We start from the raw sequence: 16,447 nt of genomic DNA, 5'->3' as shown, positions 1-16,447 counted from the left end.
ATAGGGGAGTTTCGAAACGATGAGCACGATCACCCAGCGAGGTCTCAACAAGGCGGGCCTGAGCCGCCGCTCGCTCCTGACCGCCACCGGCGCGGCCGCGATCGGTCTGACCTTCACCGCCTGCGGCGAGAAGCCCAAGACCGCGCCCGGCGCCGAGGAGGCCAAGCTCAACTTCTACAACTGGGACACCTACATCGGCGAAACCACCCTCGGTGACTTCAAGAAGGCCACCGGGATCGACGTGAACATGAGCCTGTTCGCGACCAACGACGAACTGTTCGCCAAGCTGAAGGCGGGCAATCCGGGCTTCGATGTCGTGGTGCCGTCGAACGAGTTCGTGACGCGGATGAGCCAGGGCGGCCTTCTGGAGCCGCTGGATCACGCCAAGATCCCGAACATGAAGAACATCGATCCGTCCTTCCTGAACCCCGACTTCGATCCGGGTCGGAAGTTCTCGATGCCCTACACCTGGCTGCTTCTGGGCATCGGTTATCGCAAGAGCAAGGTCCAGGGCGTGCCCGACAGCTGGAAGTGGCTGTTCGACAGCGACAAGTACAAGGGGCGTATCAGCCTGTTGTCCGAGAGCGCCGACCTCGTGCGCCTGTCGGCCAAGTATCTGGGCCACTCGGTCAACAACATCCCGGCTGACATGCTGCCGAAGATCGAGCAGATGCTGATCAAGCAAAAGCCCTTCGTGAAGACCTTCCATGACGACAACGGACAGGACCAGCTGCTGTCGGGCGAGGTTGATCTGGTGCTGGAGTACAACGGCGACATCGCCCAGGTGATGAAGGACGATCCCGACATCGGCTTCGTCGTGCCCAAGGAAGGCAGCCTGATCAACTCCGACACCCTGTGCATTCCCAAGGGCGCGCCGCGCCCCAACAACGCCCACGCCTTCATCAACTATCTGCTGGATGCGCAGGCCGGGGCCGAGATCAGCAAGACGATCCTGTACCCGACCCCGAACGCGGCGGCGAAGGCTCTGATGCCGGACGACTACAAGAGCAACCCGGTGATCTTCCCGCCTGCCGACGTCATGGCCAAGTGCGAGTACGGGGCCTTCGAGGGCGCGGAAAAGGCCAGCCAGTATGAGGAACTGATCACCCGGGTGCGGGCGGCTTAAGGCGCGGAAAATCCTCCCCCTGAGGGGGAGGCGGCCGAAGGCCGGAGGGGGAAGTCGGGGCTGTCCGGTCTCTTCCCCCTCCGTCGCCTCCGGCGACACCTCCCCCGCTAGGGAGAGGATTTGGAGGGCTCCATGGAACAATCCTGGAAACAGGCGAAAGCCGTGTTCGCCGCGGCGCTGGGACCGCCGCTGGTGTGGCTGGTGCTGTTCTTCCTCGCGCCCATGGCGATCGTCTGGGCCTACAGCTTCGGCCACAATGTCGGGCTGACCGACATCGCCATCAGCGGCACGTTCCATAACTACGCGCGCGCCATCGAACCGCTGTACCTGAAGATCTTCCTGAAGTCGGTCTGGGTCGCGGGCCTGACGACGGGCCTGTGCCTGGTGATCGGCTTCCCGGTCGCCCTGGCCATCACCTTCGCCTCCGACAAGGCCAAGGCCTGGCTGCTGCTGCTGATCATGCTGCCGTTCTGGACCAACCTCTTGATCCGCACCTACGCCCTGATCGCCGTGCTGCGCACCGAGGGCTATGTGAACCAGGGGCTGGAGTGGCTTTGGAAAGGCGGAAGCGGTCTGGCCACGCTGGTCGGCCTGCAGCCGCTGGGCGACTTCCAGCCGCTGGAGCTTCTGCACAACAATTTCGCGGTGATCCTGGGCCTGGTTTACGTGCACCTGCCCTTCATGGTGCTGCCGCTCTACTCAGCGCTGGACCGGCTGGACAAGTCGTTGCTGGAAGCCAGCCTGGACCTGGGCGCGGGGCATCTGCGCACCCTGTTCAAGGTGGTCGTGCCGCTGGCCATTCCGGGCATCGCCTCGGGCGTGCTGATCACCTTCATTCCCGCGCTCGGCGCCTATCTGACGCCGGATCTCTTGGGCGGGCCCGACAGCCAGATGATCGCCAACATCATCGAGCGCCAGTTCAAGCGCGCCAATGACTGGCCGTTCGGCGCGGCCATGTCCTTCCTGCTGATGTACCTGACCTTCATCGCCATCGCGATCCAGGCGGTTCTGAACAAGAAGACTCCGGAGGCCAAGGGATGAGCAAGAAATCGCCCCCCGGCCCCCTCGAGTACCTGCGCCGCTGGCAGATGCAGGCCTGGCTGGCGGCCGTGTTCATCTTCCTCTACGCGCCGCTGATCGCGCTCATGGCGTTCAGCTTCAACGACAGCAAGCGCAACATCGTCTGGAAGGGCTTCACGCTCAAATACTACGAGAAGCTGTTCAACAATTCCGAGCTGCTCGAGGCTTTCGGCAACAGCCTGACGATTGCAGCGGCGTCGACGATGATCAGTCTGTTCCTGGGCGCGGCCGTGGCCCTGGCGCTGTGGCGGTTCCGCTTCCCCGGCAAGACGGCGGTGGACGGGGCGATGGCCCTGCCGATCGTGGTGCCGGAGATCTGCATGGGCGTGGCCATGCTGGTGTTCTTCGCCAAGGTCATGCCCTGGCCGCAGGGGATGCCGTGGCCGCTGAACCTGGGCGCCATCATCATCGCCCACGTCTCGTTCTCGTTCCCGTTCGTGGCCGTGGTCGTCCGCGCGCGGATGGCCAGCTTCAACCGCGAGATGGAGGAGGCGGCCCGCGACCTGGGCGCGGGCGAGTTCCGCACGATCAAGGACGTGATCCTGCCGCACATGGCCCCGTCACTGATCGCCGGTGCGCTCTTGGCCTTCACGCTGAGCCTGGACGACTTCGTCATCACCTTCTTCACCGCCGGTCCCGATACGGTGACCTTCCCGGTGAAGGTCTATTCGATGGTCCGCTTCTCGGTGACGCCCGAGGTCAATGCGGCCTCGACGGTTCTGATTGTGCTGACCGTGCTGCTGACCGCAGCGGCGCTGAAACTGCAAGGCAACCCCGCGGCGGCGGCGGGACACGGGGCGAAGGACGGCAAATGACCAAACCGATCATCACCTTCGAGAACGTCACCAAGCGCTTCGGCAAGCTGGCGGCCGTCGACAACGTGTCGCTGACGGTCAATGAGGGCGAGTTCTTCGCCCTGCTGGGGCCGTCGGGTTGCGGCAAGACCACGCTGCTGCGGATGCTGGCCGGCTTCGAGACGCCCACCGAGGGACGCATCCTGATCGATGGCCAAGACATCTCCAACGTGCCGCCCAACAAGCGGCCGGTGAACATGGTGTTCCAGTCCTACGCGGTGTTCCCGCACATGACTGTCGCCGACAACGTCGCCTACGGCCTGAAGGTCGACAACGTGCCCAAGGCCGAGCGCGAAGCCCGCGTCGCCGAGGCGCTGGAGCTGGTGCAGCTGGGCGGCCTGGGCGGGCGCAAGCCTGACCAGCTGTCGGGCGGCCAAAGGCAACGGGTGGCGCTGGCCCGCGCCCTGGTCAAGCGTCCCCGGGTGCTGCTGCTGGACGAGCCGCTGTCGGCCCTGGACGCCAAGCTGCGCGAGCAGATGCGCACCGAGCTGTGCACCTTGCAGGAGAAGGTCGGCATCACCTTCATCATGGTCACCCACGACCAGGACGAGGCCCTGGCCCTGGCCTCGCGCTGCGCGGTGATGAGCAAGGGCCTGCTGCAGCAGGTGGCGACCCCCAGCGACCTCTACGAGTTCCCCAACAGCCGGTTCGTCGCCGACTTCATCGGCCAGGTGAACCTGTTCGAGGGCGTGCTGGCCGTCGACGAGCCCAGCCACGCGGTGATCAAGTCGCCCGACCTGCCGGTCGACATCTTCCTGGATCACGGCGTCACCGGGCCGCGCGGTGGCACGGTGTGGGCGGCGATCCGTCCCGAGAAGATCGAGCTGCACAAGAAGACCGACGACACCCCGCCCAACCTCGGCGACGCGCCCAAGGGGACCAACGCTGTCGAGGGCGTGATCAAGCACGAGGCCTATCTGGGCGGCTCGTCCACCTATGAGGTTGAGATCGCGGGTGGTCGCCGGGTCAAGGTCCAGCGCTCGAACCTGACCCGCTGGGACCAGGAAGACTTCAAGCTGGGCGAGACGGTGTGGCTGTGCTGGCACGCCTGTTCGCCGGCGGTGTTGTTGAGCTGACGCCATGACCGCACGACCCGTCGCCGGGATCATCTGCTGCACCCGCACCGTCGGGGTCGAGCCGGCCCAGGCGGTGATGAGCCGCTATGTCGACGCGACCATGGCTTATGGCGACGTCGCCGCGCTGCTGATCCCGTCGCTGCCGGGCCGCATGCGCGCGGCCGAGGTGGCCGGCCGGCTGGACGGGCTTATGCTGACGGGCAGCCCCTCGAACCTGGATCCCGCCCTCTATGGCGAGGAAATCGGCGACGCGCCGGGACCGTTCGACGCCGCCCGCGACGGCATGACCGCCGATCTGATCAAGGCGATGCTGGACCTGGGCAAGCCGGTGTTCGGCGTCTGCCGGGGCTTCCAGGAGATCAATGTCGCGTTCGGTGGCACGCTGCGGCGGGACATGGCCGCCAGTCCCGACCTGATCGCCCACCACGCGCCCGATGACGTCGACTTCAACGGCATGTTCGACCATGTGCACGATGTCGCCCTGACGCCGGGCGGGGTCCTTGCGCGGGCGTTCGGCGCGGTCGAGGCGGTGGTGAACTCAGTCCACTACCAGGGCGTCGACCGGCTGGGCGAGGGGCTGTCCATCGAGGCCCGCGCCCCCGACGGTGTGGTCGAAGCCTTCTCAGCCACCGTCAACGGCGCCCCCGTGCTGGCCGTCCAGTGGCACCCCGAATGGAAGCCGGCGCAGAACCGGCAGTCACAGATCTTCTTTGAAATTTTCGGACGCGCCCTCAGAGGCGCGCCGCTCGTCGAGTCAGGAGTCGCCCCATGAACGCCCCCATCCGCAACCACGACGTCGCCGAGCTCAAGCGCCTGGATCTGGCGCACCACCTGCCGGCCCAGGCCGACCACAAGGTCATCGCCGAGCTGGGCGGCAGCCGCATCGTGACCCGCGCTGACGGCTGCTACATCACCGACGGCGACGGCCATCGCATCCTGGACGGCATGGCGGGCCTGTGGTGCGTGAATGTCGGGTACGGCCGCAAGGAGCTGGCCGACGCGGCCTACGAGCAGATGCTGGAGCTGCCCTACTACAACACCTTCTTCAAGACCGCGACGCCGCCGACCGTGAAGCTGGCGGCCAAGATCGCTGAGAAGATGGGCGGCCATCTGACCCACGTGTTCTTCAACTCGTCGGGGTCTGAGGCGAACGACACGGTCTTCCGCCTGGTCCGCCACTACTGGAAGCTCAAGGAGCAGCCGCAGCGCACGGTCTTCATCAGCCGCTGGAACGCCTATCACGGCTCGACCGTGGCCGGCGTTTCACTGGGGGGCATGAAGCACATGCATGTGCAGGGCGACCTGCCGATCCCGGGCGTCGAGCACGTCGCCCAGCCCTATCACTTCGGCGAGGGCTTCGGCGAAGACCCGGCGGCTTTCCGCGATCGCTGCGTCAAGGAGATCGAGGACAAGATCCTGGCCGTCGGCCCGGAGAACGTCGCGGCCTTCATCGGCGAACCGGTGCAGGGGGCGGGCGGGGTGATCATCCCTCCCGACGGATATTGGCCCGCCGTCGAGGCGCTGTGCCGCAAGTACGGGATCCTGCTGGTCTGCGACGAGGTGATCTGCGGCTTTGGACGCCTGGGCCAGTGGTTCGGCCACCAGCACTATGGGATCAAGCCGGACCTGATCGCCATGGCCAAAGGCCTGTCGTCCGGCTACCTGCCGATCTCGGCCGTGGGCGTGGCGGACCACATCGTTGCTGAACTGCGCGAGAAGGGCGGCGACTTCATCCACGGCTTTACCTATTCGGGCCACCCGACCTGCGCGGCCGTGGCGCTGAAGAACATCGAGATCATCGAGCGTGAGGGCCTGGTCGAGCGCGCCCGCGACGACGCCGGCCCGTACCTCGCCAAGGCCCTGGCCCGCCTGAACGACCACCCGCTGGTCGGCGAGACCCGGTCGCTGGGCCTGATCGGCGCGGTCGAGATCGTGCGCGAGAAGGGGACCAACCATCGCTTCCTCGACAAGGAAGGCGAGGCCGGGCCTATCGTCCGCGACATCTGCATCCGGAACGGCCTGATGGTCCGCGCCATCCGCGACACCATCGTCTGCTGCCCGCCGCTGATCGTCAGCCACGCCGAGATCGACGAGCTGGTCGGCATCATCGAAAAGTCGCTGACCGAAGCCGAGCCCATCCTCCGCGCGCTGAAGCCGGAGGCTGTGTCATGAAGCCCAAGCACAACAAGGCCAAGCGCGACCAGATCCTGGATCGTGGCGTCTCGACGATCGAGGAGGCCAAGGACTGGTTCGCCCGCCAGCACATCGAGGAGATCGAGTGCGTGGTGCCGGACCTCGCCGGGGTGGCGCGCGGCAAGATCATGCCGGTGCGCAAGTTCCTGGGCTCGCCGTCGATGAACCTGCCGCTGGCGGTGTTCTATCAGACCATCACCGGCGACTTCCCCGAGTTCGAGGGGGCGGTGAACGCGGTGCAGTCCGACACCGACATCTTCCTGACCCCCGACTTCGCCACCCTGGCCGCCGTGCCGTGGGCGCAGGATCCGACCGCTCAGGTCATTCACGACGCCTTCCACCCCGACGGCCGGCCGGTCGAGGAGGCTCCCCGCCAGGTGTTGCGCCGGGTGCTGGCGCTCTATGCCGACAAGGGCTGGAGCCCGATCGTTGCGCCCGAGATCGAGTTCTATCTCGTCGATCGCAACACTGACCCGGACTATCCGCTCAAGCCGCCGATCGGCCGCTCGGGGCGTCCCGAGACCGGCCGGCAGGGCTACTCGATCAGCGCCGTCAACGAGTTCGATGCGCTGTTCGAGGACATGTACGAATACTCCGAGCGCCAGGGGCTGGAGATCGACACCCTGATCCACGAAAGCGGCGTGGCGCAGATGGAGATCAACCTGCAGCACGGTCATCCGCTGGAGCTGGCCGACCAGGTGTTCATGATGAAGCGCACGATCCGTGAGGCGGCGCTGGAGCACGAGATCTACGCCACCTTCATGGCCAAGCCGATGGCCAATGAGCCCGGCAGCGCCATGCACATCCACCAGTCGATCGTCGACAAGAAGGGCCGCAACCTGTTCTCGGACGAGGACGGGGCGGAGTCGGCGATGTTCCACGGCTTCATCGCCGGCCAGCAGACCTATCTGCCGGCGATCATGGCCATCCTGGCCCCCTACGTGAACAGCTATCGCCGCATCTCGCGCGACAGCGGCGCGCCGGTGAACACCCAGTGGGGCTATGACAACCGCACCTGCGGCCTGCGCGTGCCGCCGTCGGGACCTAACAATCGCCGGGTCGAAAACCGCATCCCGTCATCGGACGCCAATCCGTACCTGGCTATCGCCGCATCGCTGGCCGCCGGCTATCTCGGCATGGTGCAGGGGCTGAAACCCAGCGAGCCGGTGGCGATCGACGCCGGCGCGCGGGGGATCGAGCTGCCGCGCAGCCTGTCGGACTCGCTCCGCCTCTTCGTCGCCTGCCAGCCGCTGGTCGAGATCCTGGGCCCGACCTTCTGCGCGGCCTACGACCGCGTGAAGCAGGCCGAGTACGAGACCTTCATGCGGACGATCAGCCCGTGGGAGCGGGAGTTCCTGCTGCTGAATGTGTAGGGGCGAACACGAACCTTCTCCCTCAGGGAGAAGGGGGACCCGCGCCATAGGCGCGGGGGATGAGGGGTTACACTGGTGACCGGCGAACCCCCTCACCCCTACCCCTCCCCCTATGGGAGAGGAAACTGGTATGCGGGTATAGCGCCGGACTTCCCCGACCTGCCGCCGCTTGAGGGCGAAGCCCAAACCGAGGTCTGCATCGTTGGCGCGGGTTTTACCGGCCTCGGCGCGGCGATGGCGCTCGGAGGCCGGGCGACCGTCCTCGAAGCCGACCGCGTCGGCTGCGCCGCCACGGGGCGCAACGGCGGTCAGGTCCATACCGGCCAGCGGCGCGACCAGACGTGGCTGGAGCAAGCCGTCGGCCGCGACGACGCCACGGCCCTGTGGCGGCTGGCCGAGGATGCTCGCGCCCACTTCAAGACCCTGACGGACGTCGTCGCCTGCGACTGGCGGCCCGGCATGATCCACGCGCGCCACAAGCCCGGCGGCGAGGCCGAGGACGCGGCCTATGTCGCGCTGATGGCCGAGCGTTACGGCTATGACCAACTGGAGCTGATCAGCGATGCCGACCTCGCCCATGAACTCGGGACCGATGTCTATTTCGGCGGCCTCATGGATCGCGGCGGCGGTCACGTCCATCCGCTAAAGCTGGCCCAAGGCATGGCGGCCCAAGCGAGGGCGGCCGGCGCCGTGATCCATGAGCGCACCCGGGCGCAGACCTGGCGTCCCGAGGGCGGCAAGATCGTGGTCGAGACCGCGACCGGCCGGGTCACCTGCGACCGACTGATCCTCAGCGGCGATGGCCTGCTCAACCGCATGGCCGGCCCGGCGCAGGCGCGGGTGATGCCGATCAACAACTTCATCGCCGTCACCGCGCCCTTGGGGGCGCTGGCGGACGAGATCATCCGCTCGAACGCCGCCGTGGCGGACAGCCGCTTCGTCGTGAACTATTTCCGCAAGACGCCGGACGGGCGGCTGCTGTTCGGCGGCGGCGAGAACTATCGTCCCGGTTTTCCGCGCGACATCGCCGGCATGGTCCGCAAGAACCTCGCCAAGGTCTATCCGGGCCTGGCGGACGTGGAGATCACCCACGCCTGGGGCGGGACCTTGGGGATCACGTTCAGCCGCATGCCCTTTGTCGGTGAGATCGCGCCCGGCGTCCGGGTCGCGTCCGGCTATTCGGGGCAGGGGGTTATGCTGGCGCCCTATGTCGGCAAGCTGCTGGCGGAGGGCGACGCCCGGGTCTTGGACCTGATGGCGCGAGTCCCGACCCCGCCGTTCCCAGGCGGCCGCTGGCTGCGCTGGCCGCTGACCGTGGCGGGGCTTAGCTGGTACGCGCTGCGGGATCGGCTGTGAGGCTTTCAATCCTCCCCCTCGCGGGGGAGGTGGTCGCGAAGCGACCGGAGGGGGAAGTGCTTGCAGATCTTGCCTCTTCCCCCTCCGTCGTCTCTTCGAGCCGACGCCTCCCCCGCGAGGGGGAGGATTTGGCGAAGCGGCGATTGACACCCCCACCCAGACCCCGCTCTCCTGACTGCATGACCACGACCACCGCTCCCGCCGCCAGTCTCGCCGACGCGTTCACGCACGCCGAGCGGTTGCTGGAGACCGATCCGCGCTTGGCCGCCGAGCAGGCGCGCGCGATTCTCGAGGTGGTGCCGCGCCACGCCGACACCACCCGCCTTCTGGCCGCCTCCCTGCGTCTGTCCGGGGACGCCGAAGGGGGGCTGGCGACCATCGCGCCGCTGGCCAAGGCCCTGCCGAACCTGCCGCTGGCGCAGCTGGAGCTGGCCCTTTGCTTTGAGCGCCTGGGGCGCACCGCCGAGGCCGCCCGCGCCTTCGACCGGACCAGCGCGCTGGAACCGCGCTTGTCCGAAGCCTGGCGGGGATTGTCGGAGAGTCTGGAGCTGCTGGGCGATCACCAGGGCGCCGAACGCGCGCTCGCGAGGCAGCTTCGCGCCTCGACCCGGGATCCGCTGCTGGTCGAGGCGGCCACGGCGTTGTCCGAGGATCGCTTGGGCGAGGCCGAGCGGCTCCTGCGCGATCGCCTCAAGGCCGACGCCGGTGACGTGGCCGCGATCCGCATGCTGGCCGAGACCGGCGCGCGCCTGGGCCGCTACGCCGACGCCGAGGCTCTACTGACCCGTTGCATGGAGCTGGCCCCCAACTTCGCCGCCGCCCGTCACAATCTGGCGACCATGCTCTATCGCCAGAACAAGAACCTCGAGGCGTTGGCGCAGATCGAGCAGCTGGTGGCCAAGGACGCCCGCCATCCCGGCTACGCCAATCTCTACGCGGCGATTCTGGCGCGGCTGGGCGAGTATGATCGCGCCATCGCCGTCTATGGCCAGGTGCTGGCCGACTATCCCAACCAGCCCAAGGGCTGGATGAGCTATGGCCACGCGCTGAAGACGGTCGGCCGCCAGGCCGACAGCGTCGCAGCCTATCGCAAGGCCCTGGATCTGGCCCCGACCCTGGGCGAGGTCTGGTGGAGTCTGGCCAACCTCAAGACTGTCAGGTTCGCGCCGGAAGATCTGACCGCTATGGGTCGGGCGCTGGAGGCCGAAGGGCTGTCGGAAGACGATCGGCTGCATCTGCACTACGCGCTCGGCAAGGCGCAGGAAGACGCCCAGGACTGGGACGCCTCGTTCCAGCACTACGCCGCCGGCGCGGCCATCCGGCGCGAACAGCTGGACTATGATCCCGACGAGAACACCGCCGACACGGTCCGGACCAAGGCGGTGTTCACCCCCGCCTTTATCGCGGCGCGGGCGGGGCAGGGCTGCGCCGCACCCGATCCGATCTTTGTCGTGGGCCTCCCGCGTTCGGGCTCGACCCTGGTCGAGCAGATCCTGGCCAGCCACTCGCTGGTCGAGGGCACGATGGAACTGCCCGACTTGATCGTCATGGCCCGTCGCCTGGGCGGCAAGACCGCCAAGCGCGCCGAGTCGACCTATCCCGAAAGCCTTGCCGAGCTCTCGGCCGAGGACCTCAGGGCGCTGGGCGAGGAGTTCCTGGAGCGGACCCGCATCCAACGCAAGACCGACAAGCCGTTCTTCATCGACAAGATGCCGAACAACTTCGCCCACACCGGCCTGATCCATCTGATCCTGCCCAACGCCAAGATCATCGACGCGCGCCGGCATCCGCTGGGTTGCTGCTTTTCGGGCTTCAAGCAGCACTTCGCCCGCGGGCAGGCCTTCAGCTACGACCTGACCGATATCGGCCGCTACTATGCCGACTATGTCGACCTGATGGCCCATTTCGACGCCGTGCTGCCGGGGCGAGTGCATCGCGTGATCTATGAGCGGATGATCGCCGATCCGGAGGCGGAGATTCGCGCCCTGCTGGATCACTGTGGCCTGCCGTTCGAAGAGGCCTGCCTGTCGCCACACGAGAATGACCGCGCGGTGCGCACCGCCAGTTCAGAGCAGGTGCGCCGGCCGATTTTCAAGGACGCCGTCGAGCACTGGCAGAAATTCGAATCGCATTTGGGACCACTCAAGCAGGCATTGGGGCCGGTGCTCAACGCTTACCCGCAAGCGCCTGTTATTTGACCAGCTGCTCAAGACCTCGCCATTTCTGCAACACTCACAGGAATTGACGACAAACCGAAAATTCAATCTTGCCCACCGATTAGGCGCGGGTCGAACATCGTTCCTTCAAAGCCGTAAGGGGAGCGACTGTATGTCGTCGGGATCGGTTCGTTTAAAGAAGGCGGGGGTCTACTCCGCCGCATTGTTGGCCAGCACCATGCTCTCGGGCGTCGCCTACGCCCAGGCCCAGTCCAGCCAGAGCACCGCGCTGGAAGAGGTGGTCGTCACGGCCCAGAAGCGCAGCGAAAACCTGCAGGACGTGCCGGTCAGTATTCAGGCCCTGGGCAGCCAGAAGCTGGAGCAGCTGCAGATCAGCGCCTTCGCTGACTATGTGCAGTATCTGCCCAGCGTGTCGTTCACCAGCTCGGGCCCGGGCTTTGGTCAGGTCTATATGCGCGGCGTGGCCAGCGGCGGCGACGGCAACCACTCGGGCTCGCTGCCCAGCGTCGGCGTCTATCTGGACGAACAGCCGGTCACCACCATTCAAGGCGCGCTGGACATCCACGTCTACGACGTCGCCCGGGTCGAGGCGCTGGCGGGGCCGCAAGGCACGCTTTACGGCGCCAGCTCGCAGGCGGGCACCCTGCGGATCATCACCAACAAGCCTTCGACGGCCGGCTTCGCCGCCGGTGTGGACGTCGAGCTGAACAAGGTCGCCCATGGCGACTCCGGCCACGCGCTGGAAGGCTTCGTCAACGTGCCGCTGTCGGACAAGATCGCTGTGCGCCTGGTCGGCTGGGATGTCCGCGACGGCGGCTACATCGACAACGTGGCGGGCACGCGCACCTATACGCGCGGCGACAGCAATCCGACCAACGACTTCACGATCAACAACAAGGCCCGGGTCCGCGACGACTACAACAGCGTCTACACTCAGGGCGGTCGCGCCGCCCTGCGGGTCGAGCTCGACGATAACTGGGTGATCACCCCCCAGGTGATGGGCCAGGTTCAGAAGTCGAACGGCTCGTTCTCCTACGACCCCAAGGTCGGCGACCTGAAGGTCAAGCGCTTCTATCCGGAAAGCGCCAAGGACAAGTGGTACCAGGCGGCCATGACCATCGAGGGCCAGGTGGCCAACCTCGACGTCACCTATGCGGGCTCGTACCTGAAGCGGAAGACGGACACCAACTCCGACTACACCGACTACTCGTTCTTCTATGATCAGGTCGGTTACGGCTTCTACTGGACCGACAACGCCGGCAACCTGGTCAATCCTTCGCAGTTCATCCAGGGTCAGGACGACTACAAGAAGGAGAGCCACGAAATCCGCATCGCCTCGCCGCAGGACAAGAAGCTGCGGTTCGTGGTCGGCGGCTTCTACCAGAAGCAGACGCACGACATCTTCCAGAACTACCGCATCGCCGACATCGGCAGCGACATCTCGGTGCCAGGCTACACCGGCACGATCTGGCTGACCAAGCAGCAGCGTATCGACCGTGACAAGGCCGCTTTCGGTCAAGCCGAGTACGACATCACCGACAAGCTGATGCTGACCGCCGGCATTCGTTTCTTCGAGGCGCACAACACGCTGGTCGGCTTCTACGGCTACGGGAAGGGCTATGGCTCGACCGGCGAGCGGGCCTGTTTCAAGGCCGCAGTGGTTCCTGGCTCGCCCTGCACCAATCTCGACAAGGGCGTGAAGGAAAGCGGCAACGTCCCGAAGGTGACGCTGACCTACAAGCTCGACAGCGACAAGCTGATCTACGCCACCTACTCCAAGGGCTTCCGTCCGGGCGGCATCAACCGGCGCAGCACCCTGCCGCCGTATCAGGCCGACTATCTGAAGAACTATGAGGCGGGCTGGAAGACCACTTGGCTGAACAACAGCTTCCGCTGGAACGGCGCGGTGTTCATGGAGGACTGGAATAACTTCCAGTTCTCGATCCTTGGGGCCAACGGCCTGACCGAGATCAAGAACGCCAACCAGGCCCAGATCAAGGGGATCGAAAGTGACGTCACCTGGGTTCCCGTCCAGGGTCTCACGATCAATGCGGCGGCCGCCTATACCGACGCCAAGCTGACGGCGAACTATTGCGGCTTCACCGACGCTGCGGGCAATCCGGTCACCAACTGCCCCTCGCCTCAGGCGCCGGACGGCACCTCGCTGCCCGTCACACCGAAGTTCAAGGTCAATCTGACGGCGCGCTATGACTTCAGCTGGGGCGACTGGGACAACTATGTGCAGGGGTCGGTCGTTGGCCAATCCAGCACATGGACCGACCTGCGGCTCTCCGATCGCGCCGCGTTTGGCCAGCAGAAGGGTTGGGAAACCGTCGACCTGTCCGGCGGCATGGAGAAGGACGGCCTGACGATCGGCCTCTACGTGAAGAACGTGTTCGACAAGCGCGCCAGCCTGGACCGCAACGCTCAGTGCGCGACGGGCGTCTGCGGCTCGCAATACTACATCGCGCCGAACCAGCCCCGCCTCATCGGGGTCAAGCTGGGCAAGGCGTTCTAGGTCTTAGTGGGTAGCGTAGCGGGGGCGGTCCATCGGGCCGCCCCTTTTGCTTTCCGGGGAGGCCGGACCGTCATGACGTCTCCAAAAGCCAAGCCGCTGGGCGTGTGGATGTGCGCGGCTCTGGTCGTCGGCAACATGATCGGCTCGGGCGTGTTCATGCTGCCGGCGTCCCTGGCGCCGTACGGCTGGAACGCCGTCATCGCCTGGATACTGACCATCGGCGGTTCGCTTTGCCTGGCCTATGTCTTCGCCAAGCTGGCGGGCTCCTTTCCGCGCGCGGGCGGGCCCTTCGCCTATACCGAGGAGGCGTTCGGGCGCGCGCCGGGGTTCCTCGTGGCGTGGTCGTACTGGATCTCGGTGTGGGTCGCCAACGCGGCCATCGCCATCGCCGCGATCAGCTATCTCAGCGTCTTCCTGCCGGTGATCGCCAAGGTTCCGGCGCTGCCGGCCCTGCTGACCGTCGCGGTGGTCTGGACGGCGACCGCGATCAACTGCGCCGGGGCGCGCTCGGCCGGCTGGACCCAGGTGGTGACCACGGTGCTGAAGCTGGTACCCCTGATCGCGGTGGCGGGTCTGGCCGTCAGCGTCCTGCTTCGGAAAGGGCCCGCGGCGATCACCCCGTTCGAGCCCTCGGCGCTTTCCGGGGCGTCCATCACCGCTGCGGCGGCGCTCACCCTGTGGGCCCTGCTGGGGGTGGAGACGGCGACCATTCCCGCCGACAAGGTCAAGGACCCGGCGCGGACGATCCCGCGCGCAACCCTGGCCGGCACCGCCTTCGCGGGTCTGGTCTATCTCGTGGTCTCGTCGGGCGTGCTGCTGCTGACGCCGACCGCCGTGCTGCAAGGCTCCAACGCGCCGTTTGTCGACTTCGTCAGCTATCATGGCGGTGGGGATTTCCGCCTGGCGCTGGCGGCCTTCGCGACGATCAGCGCGCTGGGCGCCCTGAACGGCTGGTCGCTGATCCAGGGCGAGCTGCCCGCCGCCATGGCGCGCGAGGGCGTCTTTCCCGCCTGGTTCGCCAAGACCTCGGCCAACGGCACGCCGGTGCGCGCGCACCTGGCCTCGAGCGTCCTGGTGACGATCCTGGTGCTGATGAACTACGCCAAGTCGATGGCCGACGCCTTCACCTTCATGGCCTTGCTGTCGACGACCGCGACCCTGTTCGCCTACCTCTTCTGTTCGCTGGCGGTGCTGCGCCTGCAGAGGCAGGGGCGCATGGTTCGCTCCAAGGCGCTGGGCGCCGTCGCCGGTCTTGGCGCGGTCTATTCGATCTGGACGTTCTATGGCGCGGGATGGTCGGTCACCTTCTGGGGCTTGGTGCTGCTGGCTGTCGGCGCGCCGGTCTACTGGCTGATGCGGAGAGCCGCCCGATGATCGCCCGCCTTCTTAGCGCCGCCGCCCTCGCAGCGCTGCTTCCGGCCGTCGCCTCAGCGCAGGTCTCCTACGTCCGCGCCGGCAAGCTGATCGACCCTCAGGCCGGCAAGGTGCTGACCGACCAGCTTCTCCGCATCGAGGGCGAGCGCATCGTTTCGGTCGGTCCGTGGAAGGGGGCGCCCGAGGACGGCCCCAAGGACGCCAAGGTCATCGACTGGTCAGGCCTGACCGTGCTGCCCGGTCTGATCGACATGCACACCCACATCGTCGATGACGAGCAGAGCGAGAACATCGCCCTGCCGCTGCTGCGCACCGCCGCCCAACAGGCCTATATCGGCGCGGGCCATGCGCGCTCGACCCTGATGGCGGGTTTCACCAGCGCGCGTGACGTTGGAACCTGGCGGGCGCTGGGCGACGCGGCCCTGCGTGACGCCATCAACGAAGGGCTGGTGCCCGGACCGCGCATGTCCGTCGCTGGGGCCTATGTCACCGCGCCGGGCGGGGGCGGGGAAATCACCGGCGTCGCGCCCGACGTGACGATCCCGGCTGAGATGCGACGCGGGGTGGTCGAGGACGCCGCCGACGTCCACAAGAAGGTTCGCGCCCTGCTGGTGGGCGGCGCCGACTTCGTCAAGCTGATCGCCACCGGCGCCGTCCTGACCGAGGGCACCGAGCCTGGCCAACTGGAACTGTCCGAGGACGAGATTCGCGCCGCTGTCGAAGAGGCCGCCAAGCGCGGAACCTATGTCACCGCCCACGCCCATGGCGCCGAAGGGATCAAGATCGCCGTCCGCGCCGGGGTCCGGTCGATCGAGCACGGCTCGCTGATCGACGACGAGGGGATCGCCCTGATGAAGGCCAAGGGGGCCTTCCTGGTGGCCGACATCTACAACGGCGACTTCATCGACACCTATGGCCGCGAGCAGGGCTGGCCCGAGGGCATGATCCGCAAGAATCGCGAGACCACCGACGCCCAGCGCGACGGCTTCCGAAAGGCGGTGAAGGCCGGGGTCAAGATCGCCTACGGCACCGACGCCGGCGTCTATCCGCACGGCTGGAACGCACGCCAGATGCCCTACATGGTCAAGTACGGCATGACGCCGATGCAGGCGATCCAGTCGGCGACCACGGTAGCGGCCGAGCTGATGGGCAAGACCGGCCAGGTCGGCTGCCATGCGCCCGGCTGCTACGCCGACCTGATCGCTGTGGCGGGTGATCCGGTGGCGGATGTTTCGGTGCTGACCAAGGTCGCGAAGGTCATGAAGGGCGGGACCGTGGTCAAGGACGACTAGAACGGCGGCTGGCGCGGCTCATGCATTG

At 66.7% G+C, this 16,447-nt stretch carries 12 protein-coding genes; all 12 read left to right on the top strand.

Features of this window, described 5'->3' with window-relative positions; all coding sequences use genetic code 11:
• Window positions 1-19: 19 nt before the first annotated feature.
• Window positions 20-1,126, top strand: a complete 1,107-nt coding sequence (locus OVA11_RS18795) for an ABC transporter substrate-binding protein (RefSeq protein ID WP_268068757.1) — start codon at window positions 20-22, stop codon at window positions 1,124-1,126.
• Between the two features lie 120 nt (window positions 1,127-1,246).
• Window positions 1,247-2,167 (top strand): ABC transporter permease, encoded by a 921-nt coding sequence (locus OVA11_RS18790; protein ID WP_268068756.1) that lies wholly within the window; start codon window positions 1,247-1,249, stop codon window positions 2,165-2,167.
• Window positions 2,164-3,021 carry an ABC transporter permease gene (locus OVA11_RS18785; RefSeq protein WP_268068755.1) on the top strand — a complete coding sequence of 286 codons (858 nt, stop codon included), beginning with the start codon at window positions 2,164-2,166 and terminating at the stop codon, window positions 3,019-3,021. The genes OVA11_RS18790 and OVA11_RS18785 overlap by 4 nt, the downstream gene beginning before the upstream one ends.
• Window positions 3,018-4,136 carry an ABC transporter ATP-binding protein gene (locus tag OVA11_RS18780; RefSeq protein WP_268068754.1) on the top strand — a complete coding sequence of 373 codons (1,119 nt, stop codon included), beginning with the start codon at window positions 3,018-3,020 and terminating at the stop codon, window positions 4,134-4,136. Before OVA11_RS18785 ends, OVA11_RS18780 begins: the two co-directional genes overlap by 4 nt.
• A gap of 4 nt (window positions 4,137-4,140) precedes the next feature.
• Entirely contained in the window at window positions 4,141-4,908 is a 768-nt protein-coding gene (locus OVA11_RS18775) for a gamma-glutamyl-gamma-aminobutyrate hydrolase family protein (RefSeq protein WP_268068753.1), read from the top strand.
• Window positions 4,905-6,308: an aspartate aminotransferase family protein gene (locus tag OVA11_RS18770; RefSeq protein WP_268068752.1), complete on the top strand. Its 1,404-nt coding sequence runs from the start codon at window positions 4,905-4,907 to the stop codon at window positions 6,306-6,308. The genes OVA11_RS18775 and OVA11_RS18770 overlap by 4 nt, the downstream gene beginning before the upstream one ends.
• Window positions 6,305-7,702, top strand: coding sequence for a glutamine synthetase family protein (locus OVA11_RS18765; RefSeq protein WP_268068751.1), 1,398 nt, complete (start codon window positions 6,305-6,307; stop codon window positions 7,700-7,702). Before OVA11_RS18770 ends, OVA11_RS18765 begins: the two co-directional genes overlap by 4 nt.
• Before the next feature lie 75 nt (window positions 7,703-7,777).
• Window positions 7,778-9,058, top strand: coding sequence for an NAD(P)/FAD-dependent oxidoreductase (locus OVA11_RS18760; RefSeq protein WP_268068750.1), 1,281 nt, complete (start codon window positions 7,778-7,780; stop codon window positions 9,056-9,058).
• A gap of 179 nt (window positions 9,059-9,237) precedes the next feature.
• Window positions 9,238-11,256 carry a tetratricopeptide repeat-containing sulfotransferase family protein gene (locus OVA11_RS18755; RefSeq protein ID WP_268068749.1) on the top strand — a complete coding sequence of 673 codons (2,019 nt, stop codon included), beginning with the start codon at window positions 9,238-9,240 and terminating at the stop codon, window positions 11,254-11,256.
• 130 nt (window positions 11,257-11,386) lie between these two features.
• The gene (locus OVA11_RS18750; protein ID WP_268068748.1) at window positions 11,387-13,753 is read left to right on the top strand and encodes a TonB-dependent receptor; all 2,367 of its coding nucleotides are present in this window, start codon (window positions 11,387-11,389) and stop codon (window positions 13,751-13,753) included.
• A 72-nt stretch (window positions 13,754-13,825) separates the two neighbouring features.
• Complete coding sequence (locus OVA11_RS18745; RefSeq protein ID WP_268068747.1) at window positions 13,826-15,127, top strand: APC family permease; 1,302 nt, start codon at window positions 13,826-13,828, stop codon at window positions 15,125-15,127.
• Window positions 15,124-16,419, top strand: a complete 1,296-nt coding sequence (locus OVA11_RS18740) for a Xaa-Pro dipeptidase (protein ID WP_268068746.1) — start codon at window positions 15,124-15,126, stop codon at window positions 16,417-16,419. Before OVA11_RS18745 ends, OVA11_RS18740 begins: the two co-directional genes overlap by 4 nt.
• Window positions 16,420-16,447 lie beyond the last annotated feature (28 nt).

The organism is Caulobacter sp. SL161, assembly GCF_026672375.1.
Classification (GTDB): domain Bacteria; phylum Pseudomonadota; class Alphaproteobacteria; order Caulobacterales; family Caulobacteraceae; genus Caulobacter.
The sequence above is the reverse complement of the archived record's forward strand: the minus strand, read 5'-3'. Positions and strand labels throughout refer to the sequence as shown.

What these genes read in the sequence shown, in the direction of transcription:
- OVA11_RS18795 (WP_268068757.1), top strand. Translation starts at nt 20, where the DNA reads ATGAGCACGATCACCCAGCGAGGTCTCAACAAGGCGGGCCTGAGCCGC.
- OVA11_RS18785 (WP_268068755.1), top strand. Translation starts at nt 2,164, where the DNA reads ATGAGCAAGAAATCGCCCCCCGGCCCCCTCGAGTACCTGCGCCGCTGG.
- OVA11_RS18780 (WP_268068754.1), top strand. Translation starts at nt 3,018, where the DNA reads ATGACCAAACCGATCATCACCTTCGAGAACGTCACCAAGCGCTTCGGC.
- OVA11_RS18775 (WP_268068753.1), top strand. Translation starts at nt 4,141, where the DNA reads ATGACCGCACGACCCGTCGCCGGGATCATCTGCTGCACCCGCACCGTC.
- OVA11_RS18770 (WP_268068752.1), top strand. Translation starts at nt 4,905, where the DNA reads ATGAACGCCCCCATCCGCAACCACGACGTCGCCGAGCTCAAGCGCCTG.
- OVA11_RS18765 (WP_268068751.1), top strand. Translation starts at nt 6,305, where the DNA reads ATGAAGCCCAAGCACAACAAGGCCAAGCGCGACCAGATCCTGGATCGT.
- OVA11_RS18755 (WP_268068749.1), top strand. Translation starts at nt 9,238, where the DNA reads ATGACCACGACCACCGCTCCCGCCGCCAGTCTCGCCGACGCGTTCACG.
- OVA11_RS18750 (WP_268068748.1), top strand. Translation starts at nt 11,387, where the DNA reads ATGTCGTCGGGATCGGTTCGTTTAAAGAAGGCGGGGGTCTACTCCGCC.
- OVA11_RS18745 (WP_268068747.1), top strand. Translation starts at nt 13,826, where the DNA reads ATGACGTCTCCAAAAGCCAAGCCGCTGGGCGTGTGGATGTGCGCGGCT.
- OVA11_RS18740 (WP_268068746.1), top strand. Translation starts at nt 15,124, where the DNA reads ATGATCGCCCGCCTTCTTAGCGCCGCCGCCCTCGCAGCGCTGCTTCCG.